Origin of the sequence: Leclercia sp. LSNIH8 (genome assembly GCF_002920195.1) — a bacterium.
GTDB lineage: Bacteria > Pseudomonadota > Gammaproteobacteria > Enterobacterales > Enterobacteriaceae > Enterobacter.
The window spans coordinates 469,392-494,817 of record NZ_PQJY01000002.1 but is presented as its reverse complement, the minus strand read 5'-3'; the positions used below and the strand labels follow the sequence as shown (position 1 = coordinate 494,817).

Here is a 25,426-nt window from a genome sequence, read left to right as displayed (position 1 = left end):
GTTTATTACCGCTTATCCGAACTGACCAGAATTAATCTGGATGATGCCCGGTTATTTATTCGTAATAATCATCTGGCAATTACGGCGAGGCGAGGGGATATGTCCCATTTAAAAACTGACTGGCTGTGTATTGCCACCGAAGGGGATACGGTCGATGAGCGGCAGATTTATCGCGAGTGGATCATTGATATGGGGGAAACCTATAACGCTGAACACTACGGCGCAATGATTTGGCCGGAGCATTCACGGGACTGGGGAAATTGTGGCGAAGTTGCAGCGGCCATGTGGCAGGACGGAGAGGACGGACTTGCCCGGTTATACGCAAAGCTCACCCCCAATCTGAACCTGATTCATGCGAACCGCGAAGGCCAGATGGTTTATTTCTCCATTGAGCCAGAAGAGAACTGGCGCGGCAGCGGCCGGACGTATCTCAAGGGGCTGGCGGTGACTGACCGCCCGGCAAGTGTTGGCACTACACGTCTGCGTTTTTCAGAAAAACGCAAGTTAACGAAGCAGGGATATTACGCGTGCGCAATGTCCTCTGATGGAAAAATTACGCAGGAAAAGAAAATGAAAACTCCGTGGCAAAAGCTGTTCAATATTGAACCCAAGAAAAAATTTGAAGAGGTGTCGGGCGATGACCCGACCAGTGACGACAAATTACAGGCTCTGGCAGAGGCGCTTAATGGTATTGAAGAGCGCCTGGCAAAAGTCGAAGAGCAAATTGCAGCGGCGCAGGGCGATATTGAAACCATTGCGGAAGTGGTCGATACCGAAGAATTTGCCAGCCTGCGCGATAGCCTGCCAACCATTCTGGCAAATTTCAGCAAGCTGGATAAAAAAGTGACCACAATGCCGCAGCGTCAGTTCGGCGATAAAAATAAAGGTAAAGGATTCAAGTTCCTTTAATCGCTTTTAAATAAACCTTTTCATTATTAATCGCGTCAACGCGGGGAATATCTATGTATTTAAATGAACGTGCGCGCCAGTTGATGAATGCGTTTTGCGCGGGCATGGCGAAGGATTACGGCGTTGCTGATACCGAACGTTATTTCGCCATGACCGACCCGAAAGAAACTGCATTGCGCCTGGCGCTGCTGGAATCTGTTGAGCTTCTCAACATGATTACCTGCCTGGACGTGGATCAGCTTTCCGGCCAGGTGATTAACGTGGGTGCATCCGGTCTGTATACCGGGCGCAGTGAATCCGGGCGCTTTACCCGCCGTGTGGGTGTGGACGGTAACGACTATAAGCTGGTTGAAACCGACTCCTGTGCGGCGCTGCGCTGGGATCTGCTTTCTGTCTGGGCTAACTCCGGGAAGACTGAAGACGAGTTCTTCCAGCTGGTACAGACCTTCTCTAACCAGGCCTTTGCGCTGGATATGCTGCGTATCGGCTTTAACGGTAAGAGCGTCGAAAAAACCACGAATTACGAAACTAACCCGAACGGTGAGGACGTAAACAAAGGCTGGCACGCCATCATGAAAGAGTGGGATAGCGGCAAGCAAATCATCACCGATCCGGTCACGCTGGATGAGCAGGGTGATTACCGTTCCCTGGATGCAATGGCGTCCGATCTCATCAACACCAAAATTCCGCAGCAGTTCCGTACTGACCCGCGTCTGGTGGTGCTGGCTGGCGCTGACCTGGTGGCGGCTGAGCAGTTCCGTCTGTACCAGGGCGCTGACAAGCCAACGGAAAAAATCGCCGCGCAGATGCTGGGTAACACCATCGCCGGACGTCCTGCAATGGTGCCACCGTTCATGCCGGGTAAGCGTATGGTCGTGACCATGCTGCCTAACCTGCATATCTACACCCAGCGCAATACGCGCCAGCGTAAAGCTGAGTTCGTGGATGACCGTAAGCAGTACGAAAACAAATACCTGCGAAACGAAGGTTACGCCGTCGAAGTGCCGGAGCTGTACGCGGCCATTGACGAAAACGCCGTGACCATCGGTGAGCTGGCCGAGCCTTCGGAGGGCTGATAAATGGCACTGTCACCTGCGCAACGCCACAACCAGAAGATTGCCTTACAAAAGCAGTTGGAGCGCCGCCAGGCCGTTGAAAGTCTCGACAGTCTGCATGTGCAAATCCAGGCGCTGAATCAGGATGTGGCCTGGCTTCGTACCCTGCCGACGATTTCCGACCGGGTTGCGTATAAGCGTGACGTACTGCTGCCGAAGTGGATGCCGACAGTAACGGCGTATCTGGAAAGCGGCAGCGTGTTTGCTCACCCGGTCTTTGCCTGGTGCGTGATCTGGCTGTTTGATGCCGGGGATCTGGATAAGGCGCTGGAGCTGGCAGATATCGCCATTGCGCAGCAGCAGCCGACGCCGGACAACATCCGCAGCACCTTCCCGGCATTCGTGGCCGATACGGTGATGGCCTGGGCGGAAAGCACGGCGGCGGCAGGGGAAAGTATCGAACCGTATTTCTCACGCACCTTTGAGAACGTCACCACGCGCTGGCGGCTGCACGAAGAAATCACGGCGAAGTGGTTCAAGTTCGCCGGGCTGCTTCTGCTACGTGATGACAGTGGCCAGACCCGCGCCACGGCAGTGGAGGACGCGGAAACGCTGGAAAAAGCCGCTGTACTGCTGGCGACGGCGGAGAAGCTTTATAAGCGGGTGGGCGTAGGAACGATGCGAAACCAGATTGCGGCGCGCCTGCGCAGCCTGGCAAAAGAACAATAACGACTACCGCAAGCCGGGCGGGCGCGGATGAGGGCAACGCACGATGTGCTTTGTGCCGTGGACTCCGGTCAGCCCGCCTTTTTCGGGGGAGCCATGTTTAGCGGGAATCCGATCAACTACAACGATGAGCCGTTGACCAATAACGGCTTCTGGCCAGACCTGAACCTGAAAGATTTTCAGGCGGCGCGCGCCATTCCGCCCGATATGGACGCGGGAACCGTTGGCCAGGCATTACTGGCGGCGGTAACAGAGGTGAATGCGGGGCTGGCCTCTGTGGAGGAAAAGCACCGGGCGGCAGGTCATGCCACTGCGGCCAGTGTGCCGGGCGTCAGCCTCGGCGGGATTAACGGGCTTTGTGCGCAGTACACCAAAGCGGTGTTTGCCCGCGCTAAGGCCGATTTGCTGGGAGAGTTCGCCACCATCGGGCGGCGTGACACCCATCCGGGGCAGGAGAGCGAGGAAACCCGCGCCGGGTTACTGGCGGAGTCCTCCGTCACCATCCGGCTGATTAAAGGGCTGAAACGGGTAACGGTGAGCAAGGTATGAGTGAAACGCAGCTGGAATCACTGACCGCCTTTTTCCGGGCAAATGTGCCTGAGCGCGCCATGCAGGGCTTTACCAGCCTGATTGATGAAATGCGCATTATTCCGGCCGCAAAAGATTTGGGGCTGGGGCAGTACCGCCAGGCGGTGATTCGCTACAGCGCGCAGCTGGCCTGGGAGCGTTTCCCGTACCGGCTTTGCCCGCCGCAGCTGCTGGTTTCGCTGATGGAAGCCTGGCTGGATGACTACGGCAGCACCGTAATGGATGAGCTGGGTATCACGGATGCCGAACCGGACTGGGATGTATCCCCGGAGGATGAGGAAACCGCCGTGGTGGTGCTGACGATGCCGCTGGTTGAAGAACTGGTGATCCGCCAGGACGAAAACGGCGCTATCCCGTGGCGCGGTGAACGCTGGTCGCTGGTTGACCCGGAGGTACTGACGGCATTCAGTGCGACGGTATTCAGTACCGATCCCGCTGGCGCACCTGTGGGTGACGCCTGATGTTTGCAGGCGGTGAGCTGAATAAGAAACAGCTGGCCGAACTGCGGCAGGCGCTGTCCAGTCTGGAGTTGCCACCCAAAAAGCGCCAGCGGTTACTGTGGCGCCTGGCGAAATACGGACTGATTGCCGCGGCTAAGCGCAACGTCCGTAACCAGCAGTCACCGGATGGCCTGCCGTGGCCGGGGCGCAGGACAAAGCGCAGGGGAAAGATGCTGCGCAACATGCCGAAGCTGCTGCACATCCGGGAAATGCCGGAAATCGCCGCTGTCCGGGTGTACCTGCAGGGGGGCGGATACCGCAACGGTGAATCACCGGTTCCGGCCGGGGTGGTGGGGTACGCGCAGCAGAACGGCATGACGATGCGCATTAACCGCAGCGGTAAGGCGAGGGGGAGTAACAGCGGCAAGATGGCCACGGTGTCGCAGGCCAAAAAACTGCGGTCACTGGGTTATCAGGTGAAGCGGGGCAAGCGGATGGTTAAGCCCACGTACAAGCAGCTGATGGAAACCATGAGTTACGACCAGGCCGGATTGCTGATCCGCAAGCTGCTCGGCAAAACGGTGAAAAACAGCTGGACGATTGATCTGCCCGCCCGTGCCTTCCTCGGCATGAGCGATGAAGAATTTAACAAGGCGCTGGCGCGCCAGCTGCAGGCCATCGGCTTTGGCTGGGACGTGAACGCGCAGGACATAAGGGGTAATTCATGACCTGGCCGTTAGTGGATGTGAACCAGGTAAATCAGTTGCTGGGCGAGGTGACGGAAGTCGAACGCGCGGCGCTGTTTATCGGGAAAGGTACGACCAACACCGGAAAAACCATCGCGGTGAACGCGCAGACGGATTTTGATGCCGTGCTGGGTGAGGAAGATTCGCCGCTGAAAAGCGATCTGATCGCAGCCCAGGCGAACGCCGGGCAGAACTGGTGGGCGTTTGTTCACGCCCTGCCGGCAGACGCGGCGGAAAAAGACTGGGTGGATGCCGTCATCGCGGCGCAGGTTTCCTGTTCGGTTGAAGGTGTCGTGCTCTGCGATGACGTCAGTGAAAAGGCAACGATCAACGATGCCGCCACGCTGCGCTCAAACCTGATTGCGAAGTTTGGGCGCTGGGTGTGGTTCGCGCTGGCCGTCGAAGGATTCCAGCCTGATGAAGACCAGGCGGAATATCTGGCGCGACTTTCCGCGCTACAGGCGGGCATTGCAGAAAAGGCGGTGCAGCTGGTTCCCCGTATCTGGGGCAACGAGCCGGGTGTACTGGCCGGGCGGCTGTGTAACCGGGCCGTCACCATTGCCGACAGTCCGGCGCGCGTAAAAACCGGGGCGCTGCTGCGTCTGGGCAGTGACGATCTGCCGAAGGATGGCACGGGCAAAACGATTGAGATTGCGACGCTGCAGGCGCTGGAATCGCAGCGTTTCAGCGTGGCGATGTGGTATCCCGATTACGACGGCATTTACTGGTCTGACGGGCGCACGCTGGACGTTGAGGGCGGTGATTACCAGTCGATTGAAACGGTACGTATTGCTGATAAAGCGGCGCGCCGGGTTCGTCTGCTGGCCATCGGCAAAATCGGGGATCGTTCGCTGAACAGCACGCCGGGCAGTATTGCCGCGCACCAGACGCTTTTTGCGCGCCCGCTGCGGGAAATGTCGAAAGCCGCTGAGATTAACGGGGTGTTGTTCCCTGGCGAAACGAAGCCACCGCAGGACGGGGATGTGCAGATCGTCTGGAAAACGAAAAAGCATGTCGAGATTTACATCGTGGTTCGCACGTATGAAGTGCCGCTGCAAATCACGATCAGTCTGCTGCTAGACCAGAACACGGAGGCCAGCACATGAGCAAACGTATTTCAGGTATGTCGTTTGACGTCTATGTGGACGGCGATCTGGTACACGTCGAGGCGTGTACCCTGGACATTACCGACAACACGACAGCGGCCACCACGCACGGCGTGCCGGATGGTTACGTTGACGGTGACGTGACGGCAGAGGGTGAGCTTGAGCTGGCAACAAAGGCCGTTGCGGTGCTCAAGGCGCGTGCGCAGCAGAACGGATCATGGCGCGGTATCCCGCCGCTCGATCTCCTGTTCTACGCAAAAGCGGGGGATGAAGAAATCAAGGTGGAGGCGTTCGGCTGCAAGCTGAATCTCTCCAGCCTCCTGAACATCGACCCCAAAGGGGGCGCGGTATCCACACGCAAATTTAAGTTTGTCGTGACTGACCCGCGTTTTATCAACATCGACGGTATCCCGTATCTGGAAGCGGAAGCCACAGAAAACCTGATCGGGTAAGGCACACCATGCAGGAACATGAAAAAAGTCTCCTTTCACTGCTGTTAATCGGAGCCCTGATTGCCATCGGCAAGGTGCTGTCTGGTGATGACCCCATCACGCTGCGCCATTTCGCAGGGCGCGTGATCCTGGGCAGCTTTGTGTCGGTGATGGCCGGAGCGGTACTGATTCAAATCCCGAATGCCAATCCCCTGGCCATTCAGGGGGTGGGGGCGGCGCTGGGTATTGCAGGTTATCAGGCAGTTGAATTGTGGTTGCGCCGTCGCGCAGCCGGGAAAAAGGAAGGGAGCGAAGCACAATGACACTGAGCGAAAAGCAGCAGCTGTTCACCATCATGGTGGCAAATCTGGTGCTGTGGGCTGAAAGCCACGGATACCGCCTGACGTATGGCGAGGCATACCGCACGCCGGAACAGGCGGCACTGAACGCGAAAAAGGGCAGCGGTATTGCCAACAGCCTGCACACCCAGCGTCTGGCCGTGGATTTTAACCTGTTCATTAACGGCCAGTACCAGGACAAGAGCGAAGCGTATCTGCCGCTGGGTGAATACTGGGAGTCGCTGGGCGGCAGCTGGGGCGGGCGCTTCAAGTCCAACCCGGACGGCAACCATTTCAGCCTGGAACACAACGGGGTGCGCTGATGACAACTGGCCAGTGGTTAATTGTGGTTGCGGTAGCGTTCGTCTGGGGCTGGCTTACCGCTGACTGGCGGCGCGACAGTCTGGAATTATCGATCTCCACGGCGGCAACGGCAGCGGCAAATAAAACCCGCGCCACCACGCAGACCATTGCCAGCGAGTCAGCGCGCAGTATGGAAAACAAACTGGAGGCGCTGGCCAATGCGCAGCCGCGTGAAATTCGCACCGAAATGGTTAAGCCGGTTTTTACTAACGTGTGCGTGTCTGATGAGTTTGTCAGCATGTTCAACGAAGCCGCAGCCAGAGCCGGGCGTGCCTTATCAGGAAAACCTCAAAACAAAGTGCCCGGAGGAACTCCCGCGCCTTGAGGGAGTCACCGGGGCATTGGTCGCCGGGGCGTTACTTAATTATCAGAATTTATATTCCGTCTGCGCGGCGCGACATAACACGCTCGTGGATGAAATTAACCAGAGAGAAAAATTAAATGAGCGAGAAAATTAAATTAGCTATTGCAGGTGTTGAGCTGGTATTTGAGCCAAACGTGACCGCCTATAACAAGTTCATTAATGATATGTCGATGGATAACAAAGTCGCCCCGGCGGTCAGTTATTTAAAACGTATCGTGGCAACGGAAAGTAAAGCGGAGCTGGAAGGCTTTATTACCCGTCCGGGCGTGCCGCTGCAGCTGGTTGCGAAAGTAAATGAGATTTACGCGCCTGAACTGGAAATCGAAGTAAAAAACTAACGGCGCGAGTCCATGCGATTGAATCAAATGGACTCAGCCAGTACGTAATATTACGCCGCCATTACCTCCCCCACGGGGAAGATAATATTGATGATATCGCCGCTGCCGTCTGGCTCGATAACCGCTACTGGGAAAATATGAAAGTAGCGGTGGCCAATGGAATTGGAACCGCGTTTAAAGGCTCATAATGAGACAACTGGATTTTACATTAAGCCTGATCGACAAATTAACGCGCCCGTTAAAACAGGCGCAGACGTCGGTGACGGATTTTGCAGATAAATCAAAGGATGCGTTTAAACGTATTGGCGTGGGCGCGCTGGCCATGTGGGGCGTCGCGCAGACGGTGCGCGGCGCACTCTCCCCGGCCATTGAAATGTTTGATGCGCTTAACGAGGCCTCCGCGCGGGGTATCGACAGCACGGCACTGGAAACTGTCCGGCGTGATGCGCTTCTGTTCAGCGCCACTTACGGGGCAAGCGCCATCGAGTTCGTTAACTCCACGGCGCAGATTAACGGGGCGATTGATGGTCTGACGGCGACAGAGCTGCCGAAGATGACCAAAGTCGCCAATACCCTGGCCTTTGCGATGAAAGCCACCTCTCAGGATACCTCTGAGTTTATGGGGCAAATGTTCGCCAACTTTAAAAGCGACGCTGACCGCCTGGGCAAGGTGCAGTTTGCCGAGCAGCTGGCAGGCAAAATGACGGTGATGCGCCAGCGGTTCGGCGCGGAAATGGGGTTGATTAAAGACCTGATGGAAGGGGCGCGCGGCGTCGGGAATAACTTCAATATCGGGATCGATGAGCAGCTGGCCGTGCTGGGACAACTGAGCCGCAGTCTGGGATCTGAGGCCAGCGGTGCGTATGAGTCGTTTATGAACAGCGCGGTGGACGGCGCTAAAAAGCTGGGGATGTCCTTCCAGGATGCGCAGGGGAATATGCTCTCGATGCCGGACATGCTCATCAAGTTGCAGGGCAAATACGGAAAGAGCCTGGAGGGAAACCTTAAGGCGCAGAAAGAGCTCGATGACGCGTTCGGTGACAGTTCGGCGGTGGTGAAGCAGCTGTACGGCAATATTGATTCGCTGCAGCGCAACATCACTGAGCTGGGCGGTTCTGACGGTCTGAAACGTACCCAGGAAATGGCCGCGAAGATGGTTAAGCCGTGGGACAGGTTTGTGGCCATCCTGAATGCTGCGCAGACCGTTATTGGCCTGACGCTGCTGCCCGTGCTGTATCCACTGCTGAATAAGCTGGCCGATATGGGTGCCACCTTCGTGAAGTGGATGCAGATGTTTCCCAACATCGCCCGCGTCGTGGGGTATGTGACGCTGGCAGTGTTAAGCATGGCCGCTGCCGGTGCGCTGGCAAATATCGTGATGGGTGTGTCGTTCTTCGTGATGACAGGCTTGCGCGGGATCTGGGTGGCGCTGACATCCGTCACGAAGATTTACACCGCTGCTGTCTGGCTATCGACGAAAGCTGTTGCGGTCTGGAATGCGGGGCTTGCCGTTCTGCGGGGTATCCTGCTGGCCGTGCGTATGGCGGCGGTGATGGCCGGGATCGGCATCAATCTGATGAGCTGGCCGGTACTGCTTATCATCGGCGCGATCGCCCTGCTGGTTGCCGGGTGCTGGTTACTGGTGAAGAACTGGGAGGCCATCAAAGCGGCGGTGATGAATACCGCAGCGTTTAAGGTGCTGGCCGAAGCCGTGGGCTGGGTGGCCGGGGTGTTCCAGAGTGCCTGGCAGACTATCGCCGATGGCTGGAACAGTTTTGTGGCACTGCTTACCGGTTTTTCTCCGCTGGATTCACTGGCGGGAATGGCAAGTGGCATTGTGGGCTTATTCGATAATGTCTGGAATACCATCAAGGCAACGTTTTTAAATTCATGGAACTGGATTGTAGAAAAGCTGAATAAAATTCCGGGCGTGAATATTTCCCTTTCTGGAGAAACTGGCGAAAAGCCAATAACGCAAAATACGTTATCCACGGGCGGGAAATTAACGGGCGTTGAAAAAGGCGGTATCAGCAAAACCATTAACAGCAACGCTAAATCTGTTACTGACCAGAGTAAGCATTACGGCCAGGTAAATATTTATCCGAAAGAAGCAATGACGCCGGGACAACTTGCGGAATGGAGCGAACTGCAATGAGTGAGCTTTTATATATTGATTTACTGATTGAGGGGTGGAATTTCGTTCTTAACTCCGGTAATGAGCCTGTGCTTTGCAATAACAAGCAAAGTATTGGTCAGGACATTGTGCATTCAATTCTGGAAAGTGGTCTTGCTACTGAATTAATTGCCGAACGCAGCCCGACCATGCGCGGAGATATTTTAACCCGGCTGGAATTACTTATTGAAAGTGATGAACGAATAGAGCCGGGAACGGTGGTGATCACAGAGGAAAGCGCGAAGCGCCTGTGGATCACCGCAGGCACATGGGATTTTGGTTCGGTATCGGTTAGGGCGGAATTATGACAACGAAGCCGGAAGTTGATTTTAACGAAGTGGTGAAAAAAAGCGGGATGCCGACCACGGCGGAGGAGCTGCGCACGCAGTTCAACGCCATCGCGGCAGAAGAGGGGCTGATTACCAATACCTCCCGCATGTCGCCCTTCTGGCGGCTGATCACTGCCATCGTGACCACGCCCGTTCTTTGGCTCAAAGACGTCCTGGTATCCACGGTGCTGGCAAACATGTTCGTGGCCACGGCATCCGGTCAGCTGCTGCGCCTGCTGGCGTGGGCGGTGAACGTGACGCCGAAACCCGCCGTTGCCGCCCAAGGTGTCATTCGTTTTTACAAAATGGATGCCCGCGCTGTGGTCACGGTGAAGGCGGGAACGCGTATTCAGACTGAGCGCATTAACGGGGTGGTGTACGAGCTGGACACCACGGCGGACTTTACCATCACCGCCGATATGGCCAGCGCCCTGATCCCGGTAACAGCTTCCGCTACGGGCGGAGCATGGAACCTTGCCCCGGGCTATTACCGTATTTTGCCTGTGGCCGTGGCGGGTATCAGTCGTGTGGTGAACGAGGATGACTGGCTGACCACGCCGGGCGCGGATGAAGAGAGCGATGACGAGCTGCGTGAACGCTGCCGGAATCAGTTCAACCTGGTGGGCAATTACCACACTGACGCGGTGTACCGCTCAATGATTGCCAGCGTGGCCGGACTGAGCATCGACCGCATTTATTTTGAGCATGACGCACCACGGGGGCCAGGTACGGCGAACGCCTATCTGTTGCTTGATACGGGCGTGATTTCTCAGCCGTTTATTGACGCAGTGAATGACCACATCACCGGACAGGGGCACCACGGACATGGCGATGATATGCAGTGTTTCCCCATGCCGGAAACCCTGCATCAGCTGACTGTGACCGTGTACGTGGAGAACCTGGCGAATCTTGCTGTGGATGAATACACCGCCCTGCAATCGGGCGTTGAAAACCTGATCCGCAGCGCGTTCCGGGAAAACAGTGATTTTGACGTGAAACGCACCTGGCCGTATGACCGGTTTTCATTTTCAAACCTCGGGCGGGAGCTGCACAAGGCCTACGCCGTGATCGACTCCCTGGCATTTTCGCTGGCCGATATCGTCAGCGATCTGAATGTCCCGCGTTTGTCCGATCTGACCGTGGAGCTGAAAGATGCCTGATTTTCTGAAAAAGCTGGCGTCACTGGCGCTGCCGTTCTGGATGAACGAAGGGGAGCCGAAAAAGCTGCTTGCCGCCGCCCGGCGATTCTGGGCGCGGGTATATGGCTGGATCACCTGGCCAGTTAACCAGTTTGATCCGCTGACCTGCAATGAGTCACTGCTGAACCTGCTGGCGTGGGACAGGGATATCACCCGGTTTAAACATGAGCCGCTGACGTTGTTCCGTAAACGTGTCGCGTATGCCTTTGTGAATGCCCGTGATGCCGGGTCGGTTGCGGGGTTTATTGCGATTTTTGAGCGACTCGGCATCGGGTATGTGGAGCTGGTCGAGCGTCAGCCTGGTATTGACTGGGACATCATCTCGGTTCGCGTTTCTGACAGCCAGCTGGCGGCGAATACGGAGCTGATGATCCAGATAATCCGCCAGTACGGGCGTACCTGCCGCCGTTATCAGTACGAAGTGATGACGACGCTGAAACTTTTTATCAATGCCGGATGGGATGAAGGGGAGCTGATTTGCTACGGCGCCCGTGAATCGGTGTCCGGTACTGACAGGGAATACGGGGAGTACATGGTATTTCCCGCTGTAACACAAAACGAAAATAACGCCGTCTTTGGCGCAAAAATATAGGTGCTTTTATGAGTCAGACCGTTATCACCCAGGCCTTTGAGGCACTTAAAGCGCAGGAAGCGGCCAACGGCGGCGTACTTACGCTGGATGAGTTCGTGTTCGCCAGTGTGCCGAACCTGAATATCACCGATCCCATTGACCGTGCCGAAGGTCTGCCGCCAGAGGCGCAAATCGTGCATCGCCAGGCCGTCAGCAAAACGGGCATGGTAAACAGCAATGCCGTGGTGTATTCGGTGGTGCTGGGCGCAGATGTGGGCGACTTCGAATTTAACTGGGTAGGTCTGCTCAATAAAGCCAGCGGCGTGGTGGCCATGATCGTGCATGCGCCGTCGCAGAAGAAAATCCGCACCCAGTCCGGCCAGCAGGGCAACGTGTTAACCCGTTCCTTCCTGATGGAATATAACGGTGCGTCGACGCAGACGAATATCACCACACCTGCCGATACCTGGCAGATTGACTTTACTGCCCGCCTGAATGGCGTAGATGAGCGCATCCGCCTTGAGAACATCGACACTTACGGCGTCGCCTCCTTCCTGAAAGACGGGTTTCTGGTATCGGGCGCGAACGGCAGTTATCAGGTTAAAAAGGGAGCTGCGTACATCGAGGGATTACGCGCAGAGCTGCTATTTGATCAGACCTTGGCGGTTGCTACAAGACCGTCAAAAATTTGGGTCGATGTTTGCTGGCGCGGAACGATGACCAGTATCTGGGCGACTGCTACTAAAATCACTGTTGCGGAAACCCTGGAAAGTTACGTTACCGGTGATGAGCAGCACTATGTTTTTGCCATCGCCGATGTTCTGGCAGATGGCACCGTTGTCGATCTGCGCCAGGCAAGTTCGTTAGCTCAAATGGCAGGGTTGTCAGCTGAACCAGATGTTGTTCCTTATTTCGATAAAGATTCATTACTTAAAATGTCGGCAGTAAGTGACTTTGGTAGGGATATTTTAGCAGTGCCTGATTTGGAAGGTGCTCTATCAAAGCTTGGTCTGGATGATAGACCGGAAATTAAGTCTGTTACCTGGAAGGGCTTTTCAGGCGGGGCCGATCCGACAGGTGTAAAGTCTTCTGTTCCAGCATTAAAATCTGCTTTCGAATATGGAGGTGATATCCATATTCCTGAAGGAAATTATTTCATACCGAATGAAGGGACAGACGCAGGCGGAGTGCTGGCTACGTTGACTAAATCACTTAATGTCATGTGCTCTCCGCGCGCTAAATTTTTTACGGATGGTGTTGATAACGACATGATCCGGCTTGAGATGCCATTAGATGGGGTTGGCCTGCCAGATGAGGGCATCACAATTGATTGGGATGGTGGCTTCTTTGATCAGAGAAATCAAAAGGGCTCTGTTACCATGCCCTTTATCACAGAGTATCCCCCTGCTCATCCAGGGAAGTCACCAACGTGTGACGGGCTTTCTATCCGGGGTGATTACACGGTAGGAGGGGTAGTCAAATCTGGAGTAACGCGCGCAACCGTCAGCCGCGTAGTAACTCTTGCGGGCCAGCACTGGCAAAGCGCCGGTGGTGATAGTGGTATCTTTATCGGTGGAGTTCTGGAGCAACATGTTGAGCGCTGCTACCTCAAAGGGAACCGCGATCTTGGGATATACCTGTCAGCAGATGAAAGTGGAACGCTAAAATGTTCAGCTACTGCGACGGGAAACATACTCGACACTTGTTTCCACGGATCTTCCCTTAAGCGTGGATTTGAATCGGCAAAAATATTCGCCAACACATTCCGTAACTGTGTTCGTGGTGCTCAGTCTGAGTTTCTTGCGGTTCGCAATAAGGCTGTTGATGTATGCAATAACACATTTACCAGTTGTGGAATTACCGTTCGCTATCAGCAAACTGATGGTGGGGTTATTTCTGGTAACAGTGACTACAACCACGGCGCTATGCTTTCTAATGGAGCAATTGAACCTATTATCGGGTTAAGAGGATATCTGCTGGAAAGTTGTGTAGGCGTCACAGTGGAATCCAACAATGCCTTCCCGGAGAATCCCCTATCAGTTACCGCATATCCCGGCGGTGGGTTTGGCGTGAACATTGCGCCGGGATCATCCAATTGCTTAATCCGTGACAATCTTTTTAAGGGTTGGCGCAGGCTTGGTTCCGATGAAACGATCGGGGGCAAAAATCGCTGGAAGGGAAACTCGTGCCCGGATGGTACAGCCAAGAGCGTAACTTTTACGGACGTGAATGGCGGCAGTGAGGAGCGTGTTGCGGATTTGCTGGGGAACAATCCCTGGATCAGAACACCGACTTACGTGTTTTTAACGGATGAGGAAACGCCTCTTATTCGGGGTTATGCCAGCGGCGCGACCGCAAGTAACGCCGGGATCTATTTCAAGGGGCCGGATATTGGTCTGGCTGGCCCAAATGTGCTCATTCAGGGGAGCCTTTATCCTGTAACAGCTAACAATACGGCGTTAGGAGCGGCGACCTCTCCGCTTTCTGGCGGTTTCACGCAGTCGGCCTTTAGCGTCACATCAGATGATACGCATAAGCCTATTCAGGAGCTCATAACCGATAAATTACTGGATGCCTGGAGTGAGGTGAACTGGTGCATGTTTAAGCTCAAGGACCGAATTGAGGCCAAAGGTGTTGACGGTGCGCGCTGGCACTTCGGTGTAATCGCGCAGCGGGTGCATGAAGCATTTGCGAGGCACGGCCTTGATGGATTCGAGTACGGATTAATTTGCTATGACCAATGGGACTACAAGCCTGCGGAATACCGGAATTTGGCGCAAGAGGAGATTGATAGCGGTATCTATCCACTAATGCAGACAAAGATTTTGGTGTCAGAGGAAGTGCAGGCCGGAGATAAATGGGGCATCCGATACGAAGAAGCGCTCGTTATAGAAGCAGCTTTTCAGCGTCGTAAATATGAGCAGCTAAGTAGCCGTATCGAAGCTATTGAGGCGCGTATATCTTCAGACCAGAAAGGTCTTTAGGAGAAAGGCCGATGTGGAAAAAAAGTGTTATACAACTGACAAACACGATTCAGAAAGAACATGTTGCGATGATCGCTGCTCATCCGTGGGTTTACGGGCTGGGACAAAAAACGGAAAACGGCGTATACCTTAGCCCGGAAAACGCCGTGACCTGGCTGGCTGAAAAGATGGCCAGCCTGACGGATAAAACAGAAGTGGTGATCCTCATGGTGACCGGGCAGGCCCATGAAGAATTTATGGCAAATCTCGATCCGCTGACGGCTGTTTTCCCTGTGCCGGCTTTTACCCAGGTGTCGCGTCTGGCACGTTCGGCGGCGGAACTGGACACGGTAAAAATGCAGATACCGGCGAAAGTCCCGAGCGGTCTGCCGTTAGCTGCTCCGCTTTCCGTACCGACAACGCGAATCATGAGCAGCGCGGCAGCAGTGGCCAGCGCAGCTGCACCCGGTTCTATGAGTCTTTCCGGCCTGAAAGCCAGCCTGGCAGATTTTATGGCGCAGCGTGCCGGGCTGCTGTCAGAAATTGCGGAGGCGGCGGGCGAGCTGGCGGGTAAGAGTGCCAGCGCCTGGGTGTTCACATCCACTGGAAGCGGTACCGGGTTGGTGCGGGAACTGCTCACTGATATCCCGGCGGTGTCGTCAATTTACACCGCTGCCATCATGCTGACCGGTTCCGATCTCAGCAGCATCAGGGGGATGATCCATGACCGCGATCACACTGGCGCTTAACGGCGAATCCATCCGGCTTAAAAATATGCGGGTCACCGTTTCCCAGCAGTTCCCGGATAAAGACCAGTCGGGCGGTACATCGTCCACGGCCAAGTCCGAAGAAGGCGCAAAAGGTAAGGAGCTGCGTGTGTCCGGTGAAATCCCGTTTAAGGATATTGCCATTCTTACGCGCCTGTTTCAGCTGGCCAACGCCACGGAAACAGGTGGCGCGCGCACCGTGTACCGGGTGGCAAATAATGTTGCCCGGGCAGTCAATCTGCGTGAAGCCTCGTTTTCCGGAACGATTGATGCACCGCAGCAGGAAGGACGCATGTCCTGGCTTGTCACGTTTACCCTGACCGAGTTCCTGAGCGTGGCAGAGAAAAAAGAAGCCGCTGCAACCTCCCGCGCAACCAGTAAAGTGCAGGGTGCTGGCGCTGGTACAGGTGGCTCTGGAGCCGCAAGCGCGGGCGAATCAGACGAAAAAATGACGTGGTTTGAACGCAAGGTGCTGAAACCCGTAAACGATGCCCTGGAGTAATGAGTGAAACCAGTTAAACGTCTGTATTTGTCCACTGACGAAACCCATGTTGCCGATGTGAATCTGGTGCTGGAACTGAACAGCTGCGGCCGGGGCTTTATTACTGCCCAGACCGATCAGGACTACACCGGGAAGATGGTGCGCCTTGATGTGGGCTATTCCGGTCAGCTGCTGCGCTGGTTTACCGGGTACGTTGAACGTGCGCAGCCCGCTGAAAAAGGGTTTATGCGTCTGTTCGTGCGGGAGCTGGCAGGCGTCTTTGACAGGGCGTGGCCATGTTCCTTTCAGCATCCGACGCTGCGCGACGTCGCGGCCTGGCTGACGGAAAACAGCGGCATCACTGTGTCCGTCCCTGATGCCAGCTACAGCAGGACGCCGATCCCGCATTTCACCCATTCAGGTACGGGATTCCAGCTGCTGAGCAATCTGGGTAAAGCGTTCGGTATTAACGATTATGTCTGGTATCAGTTGCCTGACGGGTCGATGTACGCAGGCGGTGCAGAGGCGGCGCTGTTCGCCGGGCGTCCGGTTGAAATCCCGCACGAGTTCAGCCAGGGCGCAGCGGGCGGCAATACGATGACGCTGCCGCTGATCCAGTCCCTGCGTCCAGGTGTGGAGGTGAACGGCGAACGCCTGACACGGGTTGCGCTGACCAGTGACACAATGGCGATCACCTGGACGCCGCGCAACAAGGCTACGGGGAAACCACTGCAAAAAACACCGATGCAGCGGCAGATTGAAAGCCATTACCCGGAGCTGGCCAGCGGCCTGCATGTGCCGAAGATGGCGCGGGTGGTCGCAGCCAGCGAGCCCGTTACCAGCGGGAATTTTGCAAATCCCTATCGCCCACGTTATGCGGTGGATGTACAGCTGCTTGACGCAGACGGCACCCCGGACAGCACAACCCCGGTTTACTCTGCCGTGCCGCTGCCGGTTCCGATGGCCGGGAATGATTCGGGTATGTTTCAGTTTCCGCCGGAAGGCACGCTGGTTGAAGTCGGTTTTACGGGCGGACGCCCGGATAAGCCGTTTGTGCGCCAGACCATGCCGGAAGGGACGAGCCTGCCGGACGTGAAGCCGGGCGAGCAGCTGCAGCAGCAGCGTGATGGTGTATCGCAGCGCGTTACCCAGGGCGGAGACTGGGAGCGGCAGACCGATCAGGCTATCCGTGAGACGTCGATGACGCGTACCGTTACCGCCGATACGGAAACCCGTGAACTGGTGACGCGGGAAACGACCATTAAGGCCACGGATAAAACAACGGTGATCGGCACGGCCACGCTGATGGCTGGAGTGATCCAGCGTATCACCACGGGCGATTATGCGATGGCTGCAGGCGGGAACTATCTGGCCAGCATCAAAGGTAATGCTGAAACGGATATTGAAGGCCGGCAGTCCAGCAAGGTGGCCGGGGATATTGATATTGAGTCGGGCGGTGCGCTGACAGAGAAGATTGCCGCCCTGCGTAAGAGCGTGGCCGCAGGTCAGCAGATTATTGGCGATACGGTGCATATCGGCACCGGGAGCATCAACACCCTGACCATGCTGCTGGATACCATCGATCTGCTGGCAGAACTGGCGCAGCAGTGCGCCGGGCATACGCACCCGGGAACAGGCGCGCCAAACCAGGCCAGTGCCTTTACGGAAACGGCCAGCAAGGCAGGCGTAACGCGAGGGAAGTACGAACAGATAATTGCCTGAATGAATGCACCTTTTGCCCGCCAATGCGCGGGCTTTTTTACGCCCTCTAACCAGACGCACCAGAACGCGCCCTGAGCGCATCAGCAGACAGCCCACCCGCACGGAACACCACGAAACGATCAGACGCACACCGCAGAGCTGGCGCAGCGGCGCAGCCACAAAATAAACGTGTCGCAGACAAAAACGGCACTACACCGCACCCGCCTGCGGTTTTTGGATCGTGGAAATTTTTCAGTTTTATTTTTCTACAAACCAGACCGCCAGGGCGCGCCACCGCTGGCACCTTTGCGGAGAACCAGAACTGAAAACATTGAAAAGAATTTCAGTTTTTTTCAGTAAAAAGGATCTGCGGGGGATCGGTAAAAATTCATAACCATCAGAAAAATAATAGGAAAAAAATTTTTACGTGGCTTTGGGTAGATCGTTTGGGTGGTGCGCGCAGGAGTAAAGATTACAGGCGAGTCCAGAGCTGGCGAGGCCTGCAGGATTACAGGTTAAAAACAGAGAACTGAAAAAGCCGCTTTGGAATATACTGTGAAAATATACAGCACTAAAGGAGGGCGCATGCGGTACGTATCCATTAACGGGGCGGTTTTCATTTTCCTGCAGCGAGGTGAGAAGCTGAAAGATAACGAGGGGCTTCCGTTGAACGGCTTTCCCGATCGTCGCTATGTTTTATGGCCACGCGGCGATTACTGGGACGTTCGGGAGAAGGTGTTTCAGTTCGGCGGAATGAGTTGGGAGCCTATTGCGAGTGCTCCCTTTCCCGATGAAAGCGCAGCCTGGCTAACCGCCTATGCTCACTGGATGGGGATGTCAGGAGTACAGCCGTCGCATAAATCAAAATATGCCTGCGACACTTTTGCGACACTCATGACGGTTAAATAAAAAAGCCACCTGTAAAAGGTGGCTTAAGTAGCTGGTTTTAAAGATAAAATTTGGTGGCCCCTGCTGGACTTGAACCAGCGACCAAGCGATTATGAGTCGCCTGCTCTAACCACTGAGCTAAGGGGCCGTGGCGGAGGATTATAAAGTAACTGCTCGCTGCAATCCAGCCATACGTACCTGCCTGCTGTTTTTATAAACAACGCATTTTCAATCTTTTATACTTAAAGCCTGAATCAATAAGCAGGAGTAATAATGATCAGCGATATCCTGGCGCCAGGCCTGCGGGTGGTGTTCTGCGGCATCAATCCGGGCAAGTCTTCCGCCCATACTGGTTTTCACTTTGCGCATCCCGGTAATCGCTTCTGGAAAGTGATTTATCAGGCCGGGTTTACCGATAAATTGCTCAAGCCGGAAGAGGAGCAGCAGCTGCTGGATACCCGCTGCGGCATCACCATGCTGGTGGAGCGGCCTACGGTGCAGGCGAGTGAGGTAAACCTGCATGAGCTACGTAGCGGCGGGCGCGAGTTAGTTAAAAAGATGGAGGACTATCAGCCCGCGGCGCTGGCGGTCCTCGGCAAGCAGGCGTATGAGCAGGCTTTTAGCCAGCGTGGGGTGCAGTGGGGAAAGCAGAAGATCACCATCGGCGTAACGCAGGTGTGGGTGCTGCCCAATCCGAGCGGCCTGAACCGGGCAACGCTGGAGAAGCTGGTGGAGGCGTACCGGGAGCTGGACGAGGCGCTGGTGGTGCGGGGGCTTTAGGCTCTGAAGCGTCAGCCATAAAAAAAGCTCCCCGTAGGGAGCTTTTTTACATCAGGACGAATTAGTCGTCCAGGAAGCTACGCAGCACTTCAGAGCGGCTCGGGTGGCGCAGTTTACGCAGCGCCTTCGCTTCGATCTGACGGATACGTTCGCGGGTTACATCGAACTGTTTACCCACCTCTTCCAGCGTGTGGTCGGTGTTCATATCGATACCGAAACGCATACGCAGGACTTTCGCTTCACGGGCGGTCAGGCCAGCCAGTACGTCGTGGGTGGCGGCACGCAGGCTCTCGGTGGTGGCAGAGTCCAGCGGCAGCTCGAGGGTGGTATCCTCGATGAAGTCACCCAGATGCGAATCTTCATCGTCGCCGATTGGCGTTTCCATGGAGATTGGCTCTTTGGCGATCTTCAGCACCTTACGGATCTTGTCTTCCGGCATCAGCATGCGCTCGGCCAGCTCTTCTGGCGTCGGCTCGCGGCCCATCTCCTGCAGCATCTGGCGAGAGATACGGTTGAGCTTGTTGATGGTCTCAATCATATGCACCGGAATACGGATGGTGCGCGCCTGATCCGCGATAGAGCGGGTAATCGCCTGACGGATCCACCAGGTTGCGTAGGTGGAGAATTTATAACCACGACGGTATTCGAACTTATCAACCGCTTTCATCAGACCGATGTTGCCTTCCTGAATCAGATCCAGGAACTGCAGACCGCGGTTGGTGTACTTCTTGGCGATAGAGATAACCAGACGCAAGTTCGCCTCAACCATCTCTTTCTTCGCACGGCGGGCTTTCGCTTCACCGATGGACATACGACGGTTGATGTCTTTTACCTGCTCTATGGTCAGGCCGGTCTCTTCTTCAATCTGCTGCAGCTTCTGCAGGCCACGATGTACTTCTTCAGCCACGTCGCGCAGTTTTTCAGACCACGGCTTGTTCATCGCGATAGCGGCGTTGAACCAGGTCTCGCTGGTTTCGTTACCGGTGAAGAGGGTGATGAAGTTCTTCTTCGGCATTTTGCACTGTTCAACGCACACCTTCATGATGATGCGTTCCTGGGTACGTACGCGATCCATCATCACGCGCATGCTGTTTACCAGGTAATCGAACTGTTTTGGCACCAGACGGAACTGTTTAAACACTTCAGATAGCTTCAGGATCTCTTCCTGAGCGGCTGCGTGGCTGCGGCCTTTCGCTTTGATCGTGTCGCGGGTAACGACATACTGCGCGCGCAGTTCAGCGAACTTCTCGCGAGCCAGTTCAGGGTCGATGCTGTTGTCGTCATCGCTGCTGTCGTCATCGCCATCTTCGTCGTCTTCGTCTTCGTCATCATCCATCTCTTCCTGAGAGAGTTCAGAACCGACGTGCGTCGCCGTTGGGGCCATGTCTTCTTCTGCGTTCGGATCGACAAAACCGGTGATCAGATCGGACAGGCGGGCTTCTTCTGCCTCAACGCGATCGTACTGCTCCAGCAGATAGGTGATCGCTTCCGGGTATTCGGCAACGGAACATTGAACCTGGTTGATCCCGTCTTCGATACGTTTAGCGATGTCAATTTCGCCTTCGCGGGTCAACAGTTCAACGGTACCCATTTCGCGCATGTACATGCGAACCGGGTCGGTGGTGCGGCCGATTTCAGATTCAACGCTCGACAGAACCTGTGCAGCAGCTTCCTCTGCATCTTCGTCGGTGTTGTTTGAGTTTTCAGCAAGTAACAGATCATCGGCATCAGGGGCTTCTTCCATCACCTGAATACCCATGTCGTTGATCATTTGGATGATGTCTTCGATCTGATCGGAGTCGACGATATCTTCCGGCAGATGGTCATTGACCTCGGCATAGGTCAGATAGCCTTGCTCCTTACCACGTTGGACAAGAAGTTTCAGCTGTGACTGCGGGTTTTGCTCCATAAGACGGTATCCACACTTATTCGTTTGATTGGTGTCGGCGATACGGCTGCCAACCTTTAAAGCGAGGGCGTACTTGTATTTTTGCCGCTGCCTCTCAGTGCGGCTGTCGGGATCTACCCGATCGATATTCGGCACTTAAGCCGTTAAATACTTTTATCTTTCTGTTATTTCTTTGCCAGCTCCTGGCTAATCATCCAGAGCTCCCGGCGTTCTTCGCTGCTTAAACCGTGTGTGCGCTCGCGAGCAATCAACTCTTCCTGGCGCAGTTCAAGCATCGAATCAAACATATGGTTGAGCGAGTCGGTGAAGGTTTCTTCAGCAATCTCTTTATCTGCTATATCGTCCCACATCGACAGTTTTTCAAGGGTTGCGGACGCTTTTGTTCCGCGATAGTGCTCTAAAAGTTGTCCGGTGGTCAGACCTGGCTGTGACAAACAAGTGTTGACCAGTTCTGCAAATAAGCCAAGTCCGGGCAGCTTTTCGTGGTCTAAACCCGCCAGAGAAGGCACGCGTGGGGCCAGCTCCGGGTTTTGCACCAACAGTCCTATCAATATACGCATGGTTGTGCGTTTTAGCTGAGGCGCGGGGCGAGCCGCTCCGCTTTCAGCCAGTTTTGGCATTAAACGTTCAAGCTGGCTGTCATCCAGAATGCCGAGTTTTTTACCCAGCTCCTGACGCAGATAGATGCGCAACGTTTCGCCCGGCACCTGAGTAATCAGCGGTAGCGCCAGCGTGCTCAGCTGGGCGCGGCCATCCGGGGTGCTCAAATCTACCTGCGGCATCAGGCTGTTAAACAGAAACGTGGAGAGCGGCTGAGCCTGCTCCATCCGCGCTTCGAATGCCGCTTTGCCCTCTTTACGCACCAGCGTATCCGGGTCTTCGCCGTCGGGCAGAAACATAAAGCGTAACTGACGCCCGTCGGTCATATAAGGCAGCGCCGTCTCCAGCGCGCGCCAGGCGGCTTCGCGTCCGGCCCGGTCACCGTCGTAACAGCAGACGACCGTGTTGGTCACCCGGAACAGCAGCTGGATATGGTCGGCAGTGGTAGAGGTACCCAACGACGCCACGGCATAGTTAATGTCGAACTGCGCCAGCGCCACCACATCCATATAGCCTTCGACCACCAGCAGCCGCTGCGGTTCAGCGTTATTCTGCTGGGCTTCATACAGGCCATACAGCTGGCGGCCTTTATGGAAAATATCGGTTTCCGGGGAATTGAGGTATTTCGGCAGGGCATCGCCCAGCACGCGGCCACCAAAACCAATTACCCGGCCACGCTTGTCGCGAATGGGAAACATCACCCGTTCGCGGAAGCGGTCATAGCTACGTCCCTGGTCGTTGGTGACCAGCATGCCCGCGTCGATGAGTGATTTACGATCTTCGCTATTGCCGCCAAAACGCTTCAACACGTTATCCCAGCCGGGAGGGGCGTAACCAATAGCGAAACGCGCAATAACATCGTCGCTCAGTCCGCGCTTGTTCAGATACTGACGCGCAGGCTCAGCAGCAGGTTGCTTGAGAGACTGTTGGTAAAACGAATTCAGGCCATCCATCAGCTGATACAGCGTTTGTCGTTGATGACGCTCTATCTGGCTGGGGCCACTGCCTGCTTCATAAGGCACTTCAAGATTGTGCATGGCAGCCAGCTCTTCGACGGTTTCAACGAACTCGAGCTTGTCGTAGTTCATCAAAAAGTCGACGGCGTTGCCGTGCGCGCCACAGCCGAAGCAGTGGTAGAACTGCTTTTCACCGTTTACGGTGAAAGAGGGGGTTTTTTCGTTATGAAATGGACAGCACGCGTGATAGTTCTTGCCCTGCTTCTTCAGCTTTACCCGCGCGTCGATGAGATCGACAATGTCGGTTCTTGCCAGCAGATCGTTGATAAATACGCGTGGAATTCGTCCAGCCATAGGCCCCAGAAATTTTTAGGAACTCATAAACGAAAACAAGCCGCGCATTCCTTCCGGAAGCACGGCCTTACGACTACTACTCTGTCTGACAACTGAGGACGTGCGTCCTCAATAGATTAGTACAGACGAGTACGGCGTGCGTTTTCGCGAGCCAGTTTCTTCGCGTGACGTTTCACAGCAGAAGCTTTAGCGCGCTTACGTTCGGTCGTTGGTTTTTCATAGAACTCACGACGACGAACTTCAGCCAGAACACCTGCTTTCTCGCATGAACGCTTGAAGCGACGCAGTGCTACGTCGAACGGCTCGTTTTCACGTACTTTAATTACCGGCATGTAACTCTCACCTTTATAAATTCGGTTTGCCGCTGGCATCAACGCCAGCTTATTTCAAAATGGTGCGGAATTTTACTGCAATTGCTGCTGCTTTGTAAAGCACCGCGGCCGTTTTTGAAAGGGGACTTTTATAAGGGTGAGGAGTATACACGAAGTGAACTCCAGGGGTGAGGAAAGTTTTACATCAACCCGCCCAGGCTCTACACTGCGCGGTATCTGAGTGAGGTAAAACAAGTCATGCGTGTACTGGGTATTGAAACATCCTGCGATGAAACCGGCATCGCGATTTACGATGATGAAAAAGGGCTGGTCGCCAACCAACTGTATAGTCAGGTGAAATTACATGCTGACTACGGCGGCGTGGTGCCGGAGCTGGCCTCCCGCGACCATGTGCGTAAAACGGTGCCCCTGATTCAGGCGGCGCTGAAAGAGGCGGGCTTAACGGCAAAAGATATTGATGCCGTGGCCTACACGGCCGGTCCTGGGCTGGTCGGCGCGCTGCTGGTCGGCGCCACCATCGGGCGATCGCTTGCGTTCGCGTGGGATGTACCGGCAATCCCGGTTCACCATATGGAAGGGCACCTGCTGGCGCCGATGCTGGAAGAGAATCCACCGGCATTTCCGTTCGTGGCGCTGCTGGTCTCCGGCGGCCATACCCAGCTGATCAGCGTCACCGGTATCGGTCAGTACGCACTGCTGGGCGAATCCATTGACGATGCGGCGGGCGAAGCCTTCGACAAAACCGCCAAGCTGCTGGGGCTCGATTATCCCGGCGGTCCGATGCTGTCAAAAATGGCGTCTCAGGGGACGGAAGGGCGCTTTGTCTTCCCGCGCCCGATGACCGACAGGCCCGGTCTGGATTTCAGCTTCTCGGGGCTGAAAACCTTCGCCGCGAACACCATCCGTAATAATGAAGACGACGATCAGACCCGGGCAGATATCGCCCGTGCCTTTGAGGATGCGGTGGTGGATACGCTGATGATCAAATGCAAACGCGCCCTGGATCAGACCGGTTTTAAGCGTCTGGTGATGGCCGGTGGCGTTAGCGCCAACCGGACCCTGCGCGCGAAGCTCGCGGAGATGATGCAAAAGCGTCGCGGGGAAGTGTTCTATGCCCGCCCGGAATTTTGCACCGATAACGGGGCAATGATCGCCTATGCCGGGATGGTGCGTCTCAAGCCCGATGCCACCGCCGATCTGAGCGTCTCCGTACGCCCGCGCTGGCCGCTGGCGGAACTGCCTGAAGCCTGATGCGCTCTCGCCCGGATGTCAGATAGCGATATCGAACATCCGGGTGCTCGCCAGCAGGCTGTAAAGCTGGCAACTGTTGTTCACCCCCAGTTTTTCCATCGCCCGCATTTTATGCGCGCTCACGGTTTTGATGCTCAGGTGCATGCGCCGGGCGATATCCGTCAGGCTCAGCCCACGACAGATGTAGCGCAACACTTCGTTCTCGCGCAGCGACAGCGTTTCACGGGGCGTTTTGCCGCCGTGAAAAAGGGCCCCCATCAACGCGTGTTCAACGTAAATTTCGCCGTGAATAACCGAATCCAGCGCCTGGTTCAGGGTCTTCTCATCCGCGTGACGGCTGAGCCAGGCTTTGGCACCTGCCTCCAGCGTCATGCGGATCAACAGCGGATTTTTATCGGATGACAGTACGATCACTTTTAGCGCCGGGTAGTGATGATGCAGCCATTTCATCAGCGCCAGCCCGTCCATCGTATTGAGCGGGTTTGCGCTCTGCTGGCCAGGAAGCATCCGCCCCAGCAACAGAATGTCGGGCGTATGCTGCGACAGCAGCGCCAGTAACTCGGCGGTGGAGGCCGCTTCGCCGGTGAAAGAGAGCGGCTGAGCGCCCGCATCATTTGCGAAGGCGGGGCGGCAGTGGGTGAGCATGGCGTTCACTCCCCGGCGGATAATCGTGTGTTCATCCGCAATGGCAATCCTGAGTGGCATCGTTTTTCCTCAAACCTATACTGTATGTTAATTTTTATTGGTGCAGGCAGACGGTATTTTATA

General features: G+C 55.4%; 28 protein-coding genes and 1 tRNA gene. 24 read left to right on the top strand and 5 right to left on the bottom strand.

Going from position 1 to position 25,426, the window contains the following annotated elements:
- Nucleotides 1-99: 99 nt before the first annotated feature.
- From C3406_RS07255 to C3406_RS07145, 22 genes are all read left to right on the top strand, one after another.
- Nucleotides 100-909 (top strand): GPO family capsid scaffolding protein, encoded by an 810-nt coding sequence (locus C3406_RS07255; protein WP_103822964.1) that lies wholly within the window; start codon nt 100-102, stop codon nt 907-909.
- Nucleotides 910-962: 53 nt separating this feature from the next.
- A complete protein-coding gene (locus C3406_RS07250; RefSeq protein ID WP_103822921.1) occupies nt 963-1,985 on the top strand; it encodes a phage major capsid protein, P2 family in 1,023 nt (340 codons plus the stop codon).
- A gap of 3 nt (nt 1,986-1,988) precedes the next feature.
- The gene (gene gpM, locus C3406_RS07245; RefSeq protein ID WP_103822920.1) at nt 1,989-2,693 is read left to right on the top strand and encodes a phage terminase small subunit; all 705 of its coding nucleotides are present in this window, start codon (nt 1,989-1,991) and stop codon (nt 2,691-2,693) included.
- 93 nt (nt 2,694-2,786) lie between these two features.
- The gene (locus C3406_RS07240) at nt 2,787-3,239 is read left to right on the top strand and encodes a head completion/stabilization protein (protein WP_103822919.1); all 453 of its coding nucleotides are present in this window, start codon (nt 2,787-2,789) and stop codon (nt 3,237-3,239) included.
- Nucleotides 3,236-3,739, top strand: coding sequence for a phage tail protein (locus C3406_RS07235; RefSeq protein WP_103822918.1), 504 nt, complete (start codon nt 3,236-3,238; stop codon nt 3,737-3,739). The genes C3406_RS07240 and C3406_RS07235 overlap by 4 nt, the downstream gene beginning before the upstream one ends.
- On the top strand, nt 3,739-4,446 hold the full coding sequence (locus tag C3406_RS07230; protein WP_103822917.1) for a hypothetical protein: 708 nt from the start codon (nt 3,739-3,741) through the stop codon (nt 4,444-4,446). Before C3406_RS07235 ends, C3406_RS07230 begins: the two co-directional genes overlap by 1 nt.
- Nucleotides 4,443-5,570, top strand: coding sequence for a DUF2586 domain-containing protein (locus C3406_RS07225; RefSeq protein ID WP_103822916.1), 1,128 nt, complete (start codon nt 4,443-4,445; stop codon nt 5,568-5,570). The genes C3406_RS07230 and C3406_RS07225 overlap by 4 nt, the downstream gene beginning before the upstream one ends.
- Nucleotides 5,567-6,022, top strand: a complete 456-nt coding sequence (locus C3406_RS07220) for a phage protein (protein ID WP_047743718.1) — start codon at nt 5,567-5,569, stop codon at nt 6,020-6,022. Before C3406_RS07225 ends, C3406_RS07220 begins: the two co-directional genes overlap by 4 nt.
- A gap of 8 nt (nt 6,023-6,030) precedes the next feature.
- A complete protein-coding gene (locus C3406_RS07215; RefSeq protein ID WP_103177064.1) occupies nt 6,031-6,324 on the top strand; it encodes a phage holin family protein in 294 nt (97 codons plus the stop codon).
- Entirely contained in the window at nt 6,321-6,662 is a 342-nt protein-coding gene (locus C3406_RS07210) for a M15 family metallopeptidase (RefSeq protein WP_103822915.1), read from the top strand. Before C3406_RS07215 ends, C3406_RS07210 begins: the two co-directional genes overlap by 4 nt.
- Complete coding sequence (locus C3406_RS07205) at nt 6,662-7,027, top strand: hypothetical protein (protein WP_103822914.1); 366 nt, start codon at nt 6,662-6,664, stop codon at nt 7,025-7,027. Before C3406_RS07210 ends, C3406_RS07205 begins: the two co-directional genes overlap by 1 nt.
- 116 nt (nt 7,028-7,143) lie before the next feature.
- Nucleotides 7,144-7,404 carry a putative phage tail assembly chaperone gene (locus C3406_RS07195; RefSeq protein WP_103822913.1) on the top strand — a complete coding sequence of 87 codons (261 nt, stop codon included), beginning with the start codon at nt 7,144-7,146 and terminating at the stop codon, nt 7,402-7,404.
- A 17-nt stretch (nt 7,405-7,421) separates the two neighbouring features.
- The gene (locus C3406_RS26780) at nt 7,422-7,592 is read left to right on the top strand and encodes a DUF6890 family protein (RefSeq protein WP_371320501.1); all 171 of its coding nucleotides are present in this window, start codon (nt 7,422-7,424) and stop codon (nt 7,590-7,592) included.
- Nucleotides 7,592-9,559: a phage tail tape measure protein gene (locus tag C3406_RS07190; RefSeq protein ID WP_103822912.1), complete on the top strand. Its 1,968-nt coding sequence runs from the start codon at nt 7,592-7,594 to the stop codon at nt 9,557-9,559. The genes C3406_RS26780 and C3406_RS07190 overlap by 1 nt, the downstream gene beginning before the upstream one ends.
- Nucleotides 9,556-9,885: a DUF2590 family protein gene (locus C3406_RS07185; RefSeq protein WP_103822911.1), complete on the top strand. Its 330-nt coding sequence runs from the start codon at nt 9,556-9,558 to the stop codon at nt 9,883-9,885. The genes C3406_RS07190 and C3406_RS07185 overlap by 4 nt, the downstream gene beginning before the upstream one ends.
- A complete protein-coding gene (locus tag C3406_RS07180) occupies nt 9,882-11,066 on the top strand; it encodes a baseplate J/gp47 family protein (RefSeq protein WP_103822910.1) in 1,185 nt (394 codons plus the stop codon). Before C3406_RS07185 ends, C3406_RS07180 begins: the two co-directional genes overlap by 4 nt.
- Nucleotides 11,059-11,697, top strand: coding sequence for a phage tail protein (locus tag C3406_RS07175; protein ID WP_103822909.1), 639 nt, complete (start codon nt 11,059-11,061; stop codon nt 11,695-11,697). Before C3406_RS07180 ends, C3406_RS07175 begins: the two co-directional genes overlap by 8 nt.
- A gap of 8 nt (nt 11,698-11,705) precedes the next feature.
- Entirely contained in the window at nt 11,706-14,660 is a 2,955-nt protein-coding gene (locus tag C3406_RS26775) for a phage tail-collar fiber domain-containing protein (protein ID WP_103822908.1), read from the top strand.
- Nucleotides 14,661-14,671: 11 nt separating this feature from the next.
- A complete protein-coding gene (locus tag C3406_RS07165) occupies nt 14,672-15,388 on the top strand; it encodes a hypothetical protein (RefSeq protein ID WP_103822907.1) in 717 nt (238 codons plus the stop codon).
- Nucleotides 15,363-15,908, top strand: a complete 546-nt coding sequence (locus C3406_RS07160) for a baseplate complex protein (protein ID WP_103822906.1) — start codon at nt 15,363-15,365, stop codon at nt 15,906-15,908. Before C3406_RS07165 ends, C3406_RS07160 begins: the two co-directional genes overlap by 26 nt.
- A 3-nt stretch (nt 15,909-15,911) precedes the next feature.
- Nucleotides 15,912-17,609: a hypothetical protein gene (locus C3406_RS07155; RefSeq protein WP_103822905.1), complete on the top strand. Its 1,698-nt coding sequence runs from the start codon at nt 15,912-15,914 to the stop codon at nt 17,607-17,609.
- 564 nt (nt 17,610-18,173) lie between these two features.
- Nucleotides 18,174-18,497, top strand: coding sequence for a hypothetical protein (locus C3406_RS07145; RefSeq protein WP_103822903.1), 324 nt, complete (start codon nt 18,174-18,176; stop codon nt 18,495-18,497).
- Between the two features lie 51 nt (nt 18,498-18,548).
- On the opposite strand, the gene C3406_RS07140 is transcribed toward C3406_RS07145, so the two are convergent.
- Nucleotides 18,549-18,624 (bottom strand) — tRNA-Ile (locus tag C3406_RS07140).
- A gap of 125 nt (nt 18,625-18,749) precedes the next feature.
- Between C3406_RS07140 and mug the strand changes: the two genes are divergently transcribed.
- Nucleotides 18,750-19,256: a G/U mismatch-specific DNA glycosylase gene (gene mug, locus C3406_RS07135; protein WP_103177016.1), complete on the top strand. Its 507-nt coding sequence runs from the start codon at nt 18,750-18,752 to the stop codon at nt 19,254-19,256.
- 61 nt (nt 19,257-19,317) lie between these two features.
- Here mug and rpoD read toward each other — a convergent pair whose 3' ends face one another.
- The 3 genes from rpoD to rpsU form a co-directional block, all read right to left on the bottom strand.
- Nucleotides 19,318-21,207 (bottom strand): RNA polymerase sigma factor RpoD, encoded by a 1,890-nt coding sequence (rpoD, locus tag C3406_RS07130; protein ID WP_255410167.1) that lies wholly within the window; start codon nt 21,205-21,207, stop codon nt 19,318-19,320.
- Nucleotides 21,208-21,329: 122 nt separating this feature from the next.
- Nucleotides 21,330-23,075 (bottom strand): DNA primase, encoded by a 1,746-nt coding sequence (gene dnaG / locus C3406_RS07125; RefSeq protein WP_103822901.1) that lies wholly within the window; start codon nt 23,073-23,075, stop codon nt 21,330-21,332.
- 116 nt (nt 23,076-23,191) lie between these two features.
- Nucleotides 23,192-23,407, bottom strand: a complete 216-nt coding sequence (gene rpsU, locus C3406_RS07120) for a 30S ribosomal protein S21 (protein WP_001144069.1) — start codon at nt 23,405-23,407, stop codon at nt 23,192-23,194.
- Between the two features lie 237 nt (nt 23,408-23,644).
- On the opposite strand from rpsU, the gene tsaD reads away from it, so the two are divergent.
- Nucleotides 23,645-24,658: a tRNA (adenosine(37)-N6)-threonylcarbamoyltransferase complex transferase subunit TsaD gene (gene tsaD / locus C3406_RS07115; protein ID WP_103822900.1), complete on the top strand. Its 1,014-nt coding sequence runs from the start codon at nt 23,645-23,647 to the stop codon at nt 24,656-24,658.
- An 18-nt stretch (nt 24,659-24,676) separates the two neighbouring features.
- On the opposite strand, the gene C3406_RS07110 is transcribed toward tsaD, so the two are convergent.
- Nucleotides 24,677-25,363: a LuxR C-terminal-related transcriptional regulator gene (locus C3406_RS07110; RefSeq protein WP_103822899.1), complete on the bottom strand. Its 687-nt coding sequence runs from the start codon at nt 25,361-25,363 to the stop codon at nt 24,677-24,679.
- Between the last annotated feature and the right edge of the window lie 63 nt (nt 25,364-25,426).

What these genes read in the sequence shown, in the direction of transcription:
- C3406_RS26775 (WP_103822908.1), top strand. Translation starts at nt 11,706, where the DNA reads ATGAGTCAGACCGTTATCACCCAGGCCTTTGAGGCACTTAAAGCGCAG.
- C3406_RS07180 (WP_103822910.1), top strand. Translation starts at nt 9,882, where the DNA reads ATGACAACGAAGCCGGAAGTTGATTTTAACGAAGTGGTGAAAAAAAGC.
- C3406_RS07220 (WP_047743718.1), top strand. Translation starts at nt 5,567, where the DNA reads ATGAGCAAACGTATTTCAGGTATGTCGTTTGACGTCTATGTGGACGGC.
- mug (WP_103177016.1), top strand. Translation starts at nt 18,750, where the DNA reads ATGATCAGCGATATCCTGGCGCCAGGCCTGCGGGTGGTGTTCTGCGGC.
- C3406_RS07145 (WP_103822903.1), top strand. Translation starts at nt 18,174, where the DNA reads ATGCGGTACGTATCCATTAACGGGGCGGTTTTCATTTTCCTGCAGCGA.
- C3406_RS07160 (WP_103822906.1), top strand. Translation starts at nt 15,363, where the DNA reads ATGACCGCGATCACACTGGCGCTTAACGGCGAATCCATCCGGCTTAAA.
- C3406_RS07110 (WP_103822899.1), bottom strand. Translation starts at nt 25,363, where the DNA reads ATGCCACTCAGGATTGCCATTGCGGATGAACACACGATTATCCGCCGG.
- dnaG (WP_103822901.1), bottom strand. Translation starts at nt 23,075, where the DNA reads ATGGCTGGACGAATTCCACGCGTATTTATCAACGATCTGCTGGCAAGA.
- C3406_RS07175 (WP_103822909.1), top strand. Translation starts at nt 11,059, where the DNA reads ATGCCTGATTTTCTGAAAAAGCTGGCGTCACTGGCGCTGCCGTTCTGG.
- C3406_RS07195 (WP_103822913.1), top strand. Translation starts at nt 7,144, where the DNA reads ATGAGCGAGAAAATTAAATTAGCTATTGCAGGTGTTGAGCTGGTATTT.
- C3406_RS07255 (WP_103822964.1), top strand. Translation starts at nt 100, where the DNA reads ATGTCCCATTTAAAAACTGACTGGCTGTGTATTGCCACCGAAGGGGAT.
- rpsU (WP_001144069.1), bottom strand. Translation starts at nt 23,407, where the DNA reads ATGCCGGTAATTAAAGTACGTGAAAACGAGCCGTTCGACGTAGCACTG.
- tsaD (WP_103822900.1), top strand. Translation starts at nt 23,645, where the DNA reads ATGCGTGTACTGGGTATTGAAACATCCTGCGATGAAACCGGCATCGCG.
- C3406_RS07230 (WP_103822917.1), top strand. Translation starts at nt 3,739, where the DNA reads ATGTTTGCAGGCGGTGAGCTGAATAAGAAACAGCTGGCCGAACTGCGG.
- gpM (WP_103822920.1), top strand. Translation starts at nt 1,989, where the DNA reads ATGGCACTGTCACCTGCGCAACGCCACAACCAGAAGATTGCCTTACAA.
- C3406_RS07205 (WP_103822914.1), top strand. Translation starts at nt 6,662, where the DNA reads ATGACAACTGGCCAGTGGTTAATTGTGGTTGCGGTAGCGTTCGTCTGG.
- C3406_RS07185 (WP_103822911.1), top strand. Translation starts at nt 9,556, where the DNA reads ATGAGTGAGCTTTTATATATTGATTTACTGATTGAGGGGTGGAATTTC.
- C3406_RS07250 (WP_103822921.1), top strand. Translation starts at nt 963, where the DNA reads ATGTATTTAAATGAACGTGCGCGCCAGTTGATGAATGCGTTTTGCGCG.
- C3406_RS07215 (WP_103177064.1), top strand. Translation starts at nt 6,031, where the DNA reads ATGCAGGAACATGAAAAAAGTCTCCTTTCACTGCTGTTAATCGGAGCC.
- C3406_RS07190 (WP_103822912.1), top strand. Translation starts at nt 7,592, where the DNA reads ATGAGACAACTGGATTTTACATTAAGCCTGATCGACAAATTAACGCGC.
- C3406_RS07235 (WP_103822918.1), top strand. Translation starts at nt 3,236, where the DNA reads ATGAGTGAAACGCAGCTGGAATCACTGACCGCCTTTTTCCGGGCAAAT.
- C3406_RS07165 (WP_103822907.1), top strand. Translation starts at nt 14,672, where the DNA reads ATGTGGAAAAAAAGTGTTATACAACTGACAAACACGATTCAGAAAGAA.
- C3406_RS07210 (WP_103822915.1), top strand. Translation starts at nt 6,321, where the DNA reads ATGACACTGAGCGAAAAGCAGCAGCTGTTCACCATCATGGTGGCAAAT.
- C3406_RS07225 (WP_103822916.1), top strand. Translation starts at nt 4,443, where the DNA reads ATGACCTGGCCGTTAGTGGATGTGAACCAGGTAAATCAGTTGCTGGGC.
- C3406_RS07240 (WP_103822919.1), top strand. Translation starts at nt 2,787, where the DNA reads ATGTTTAGCGGGAATCCGATCAACTACAACGATGAGCCGTTGACCAAT.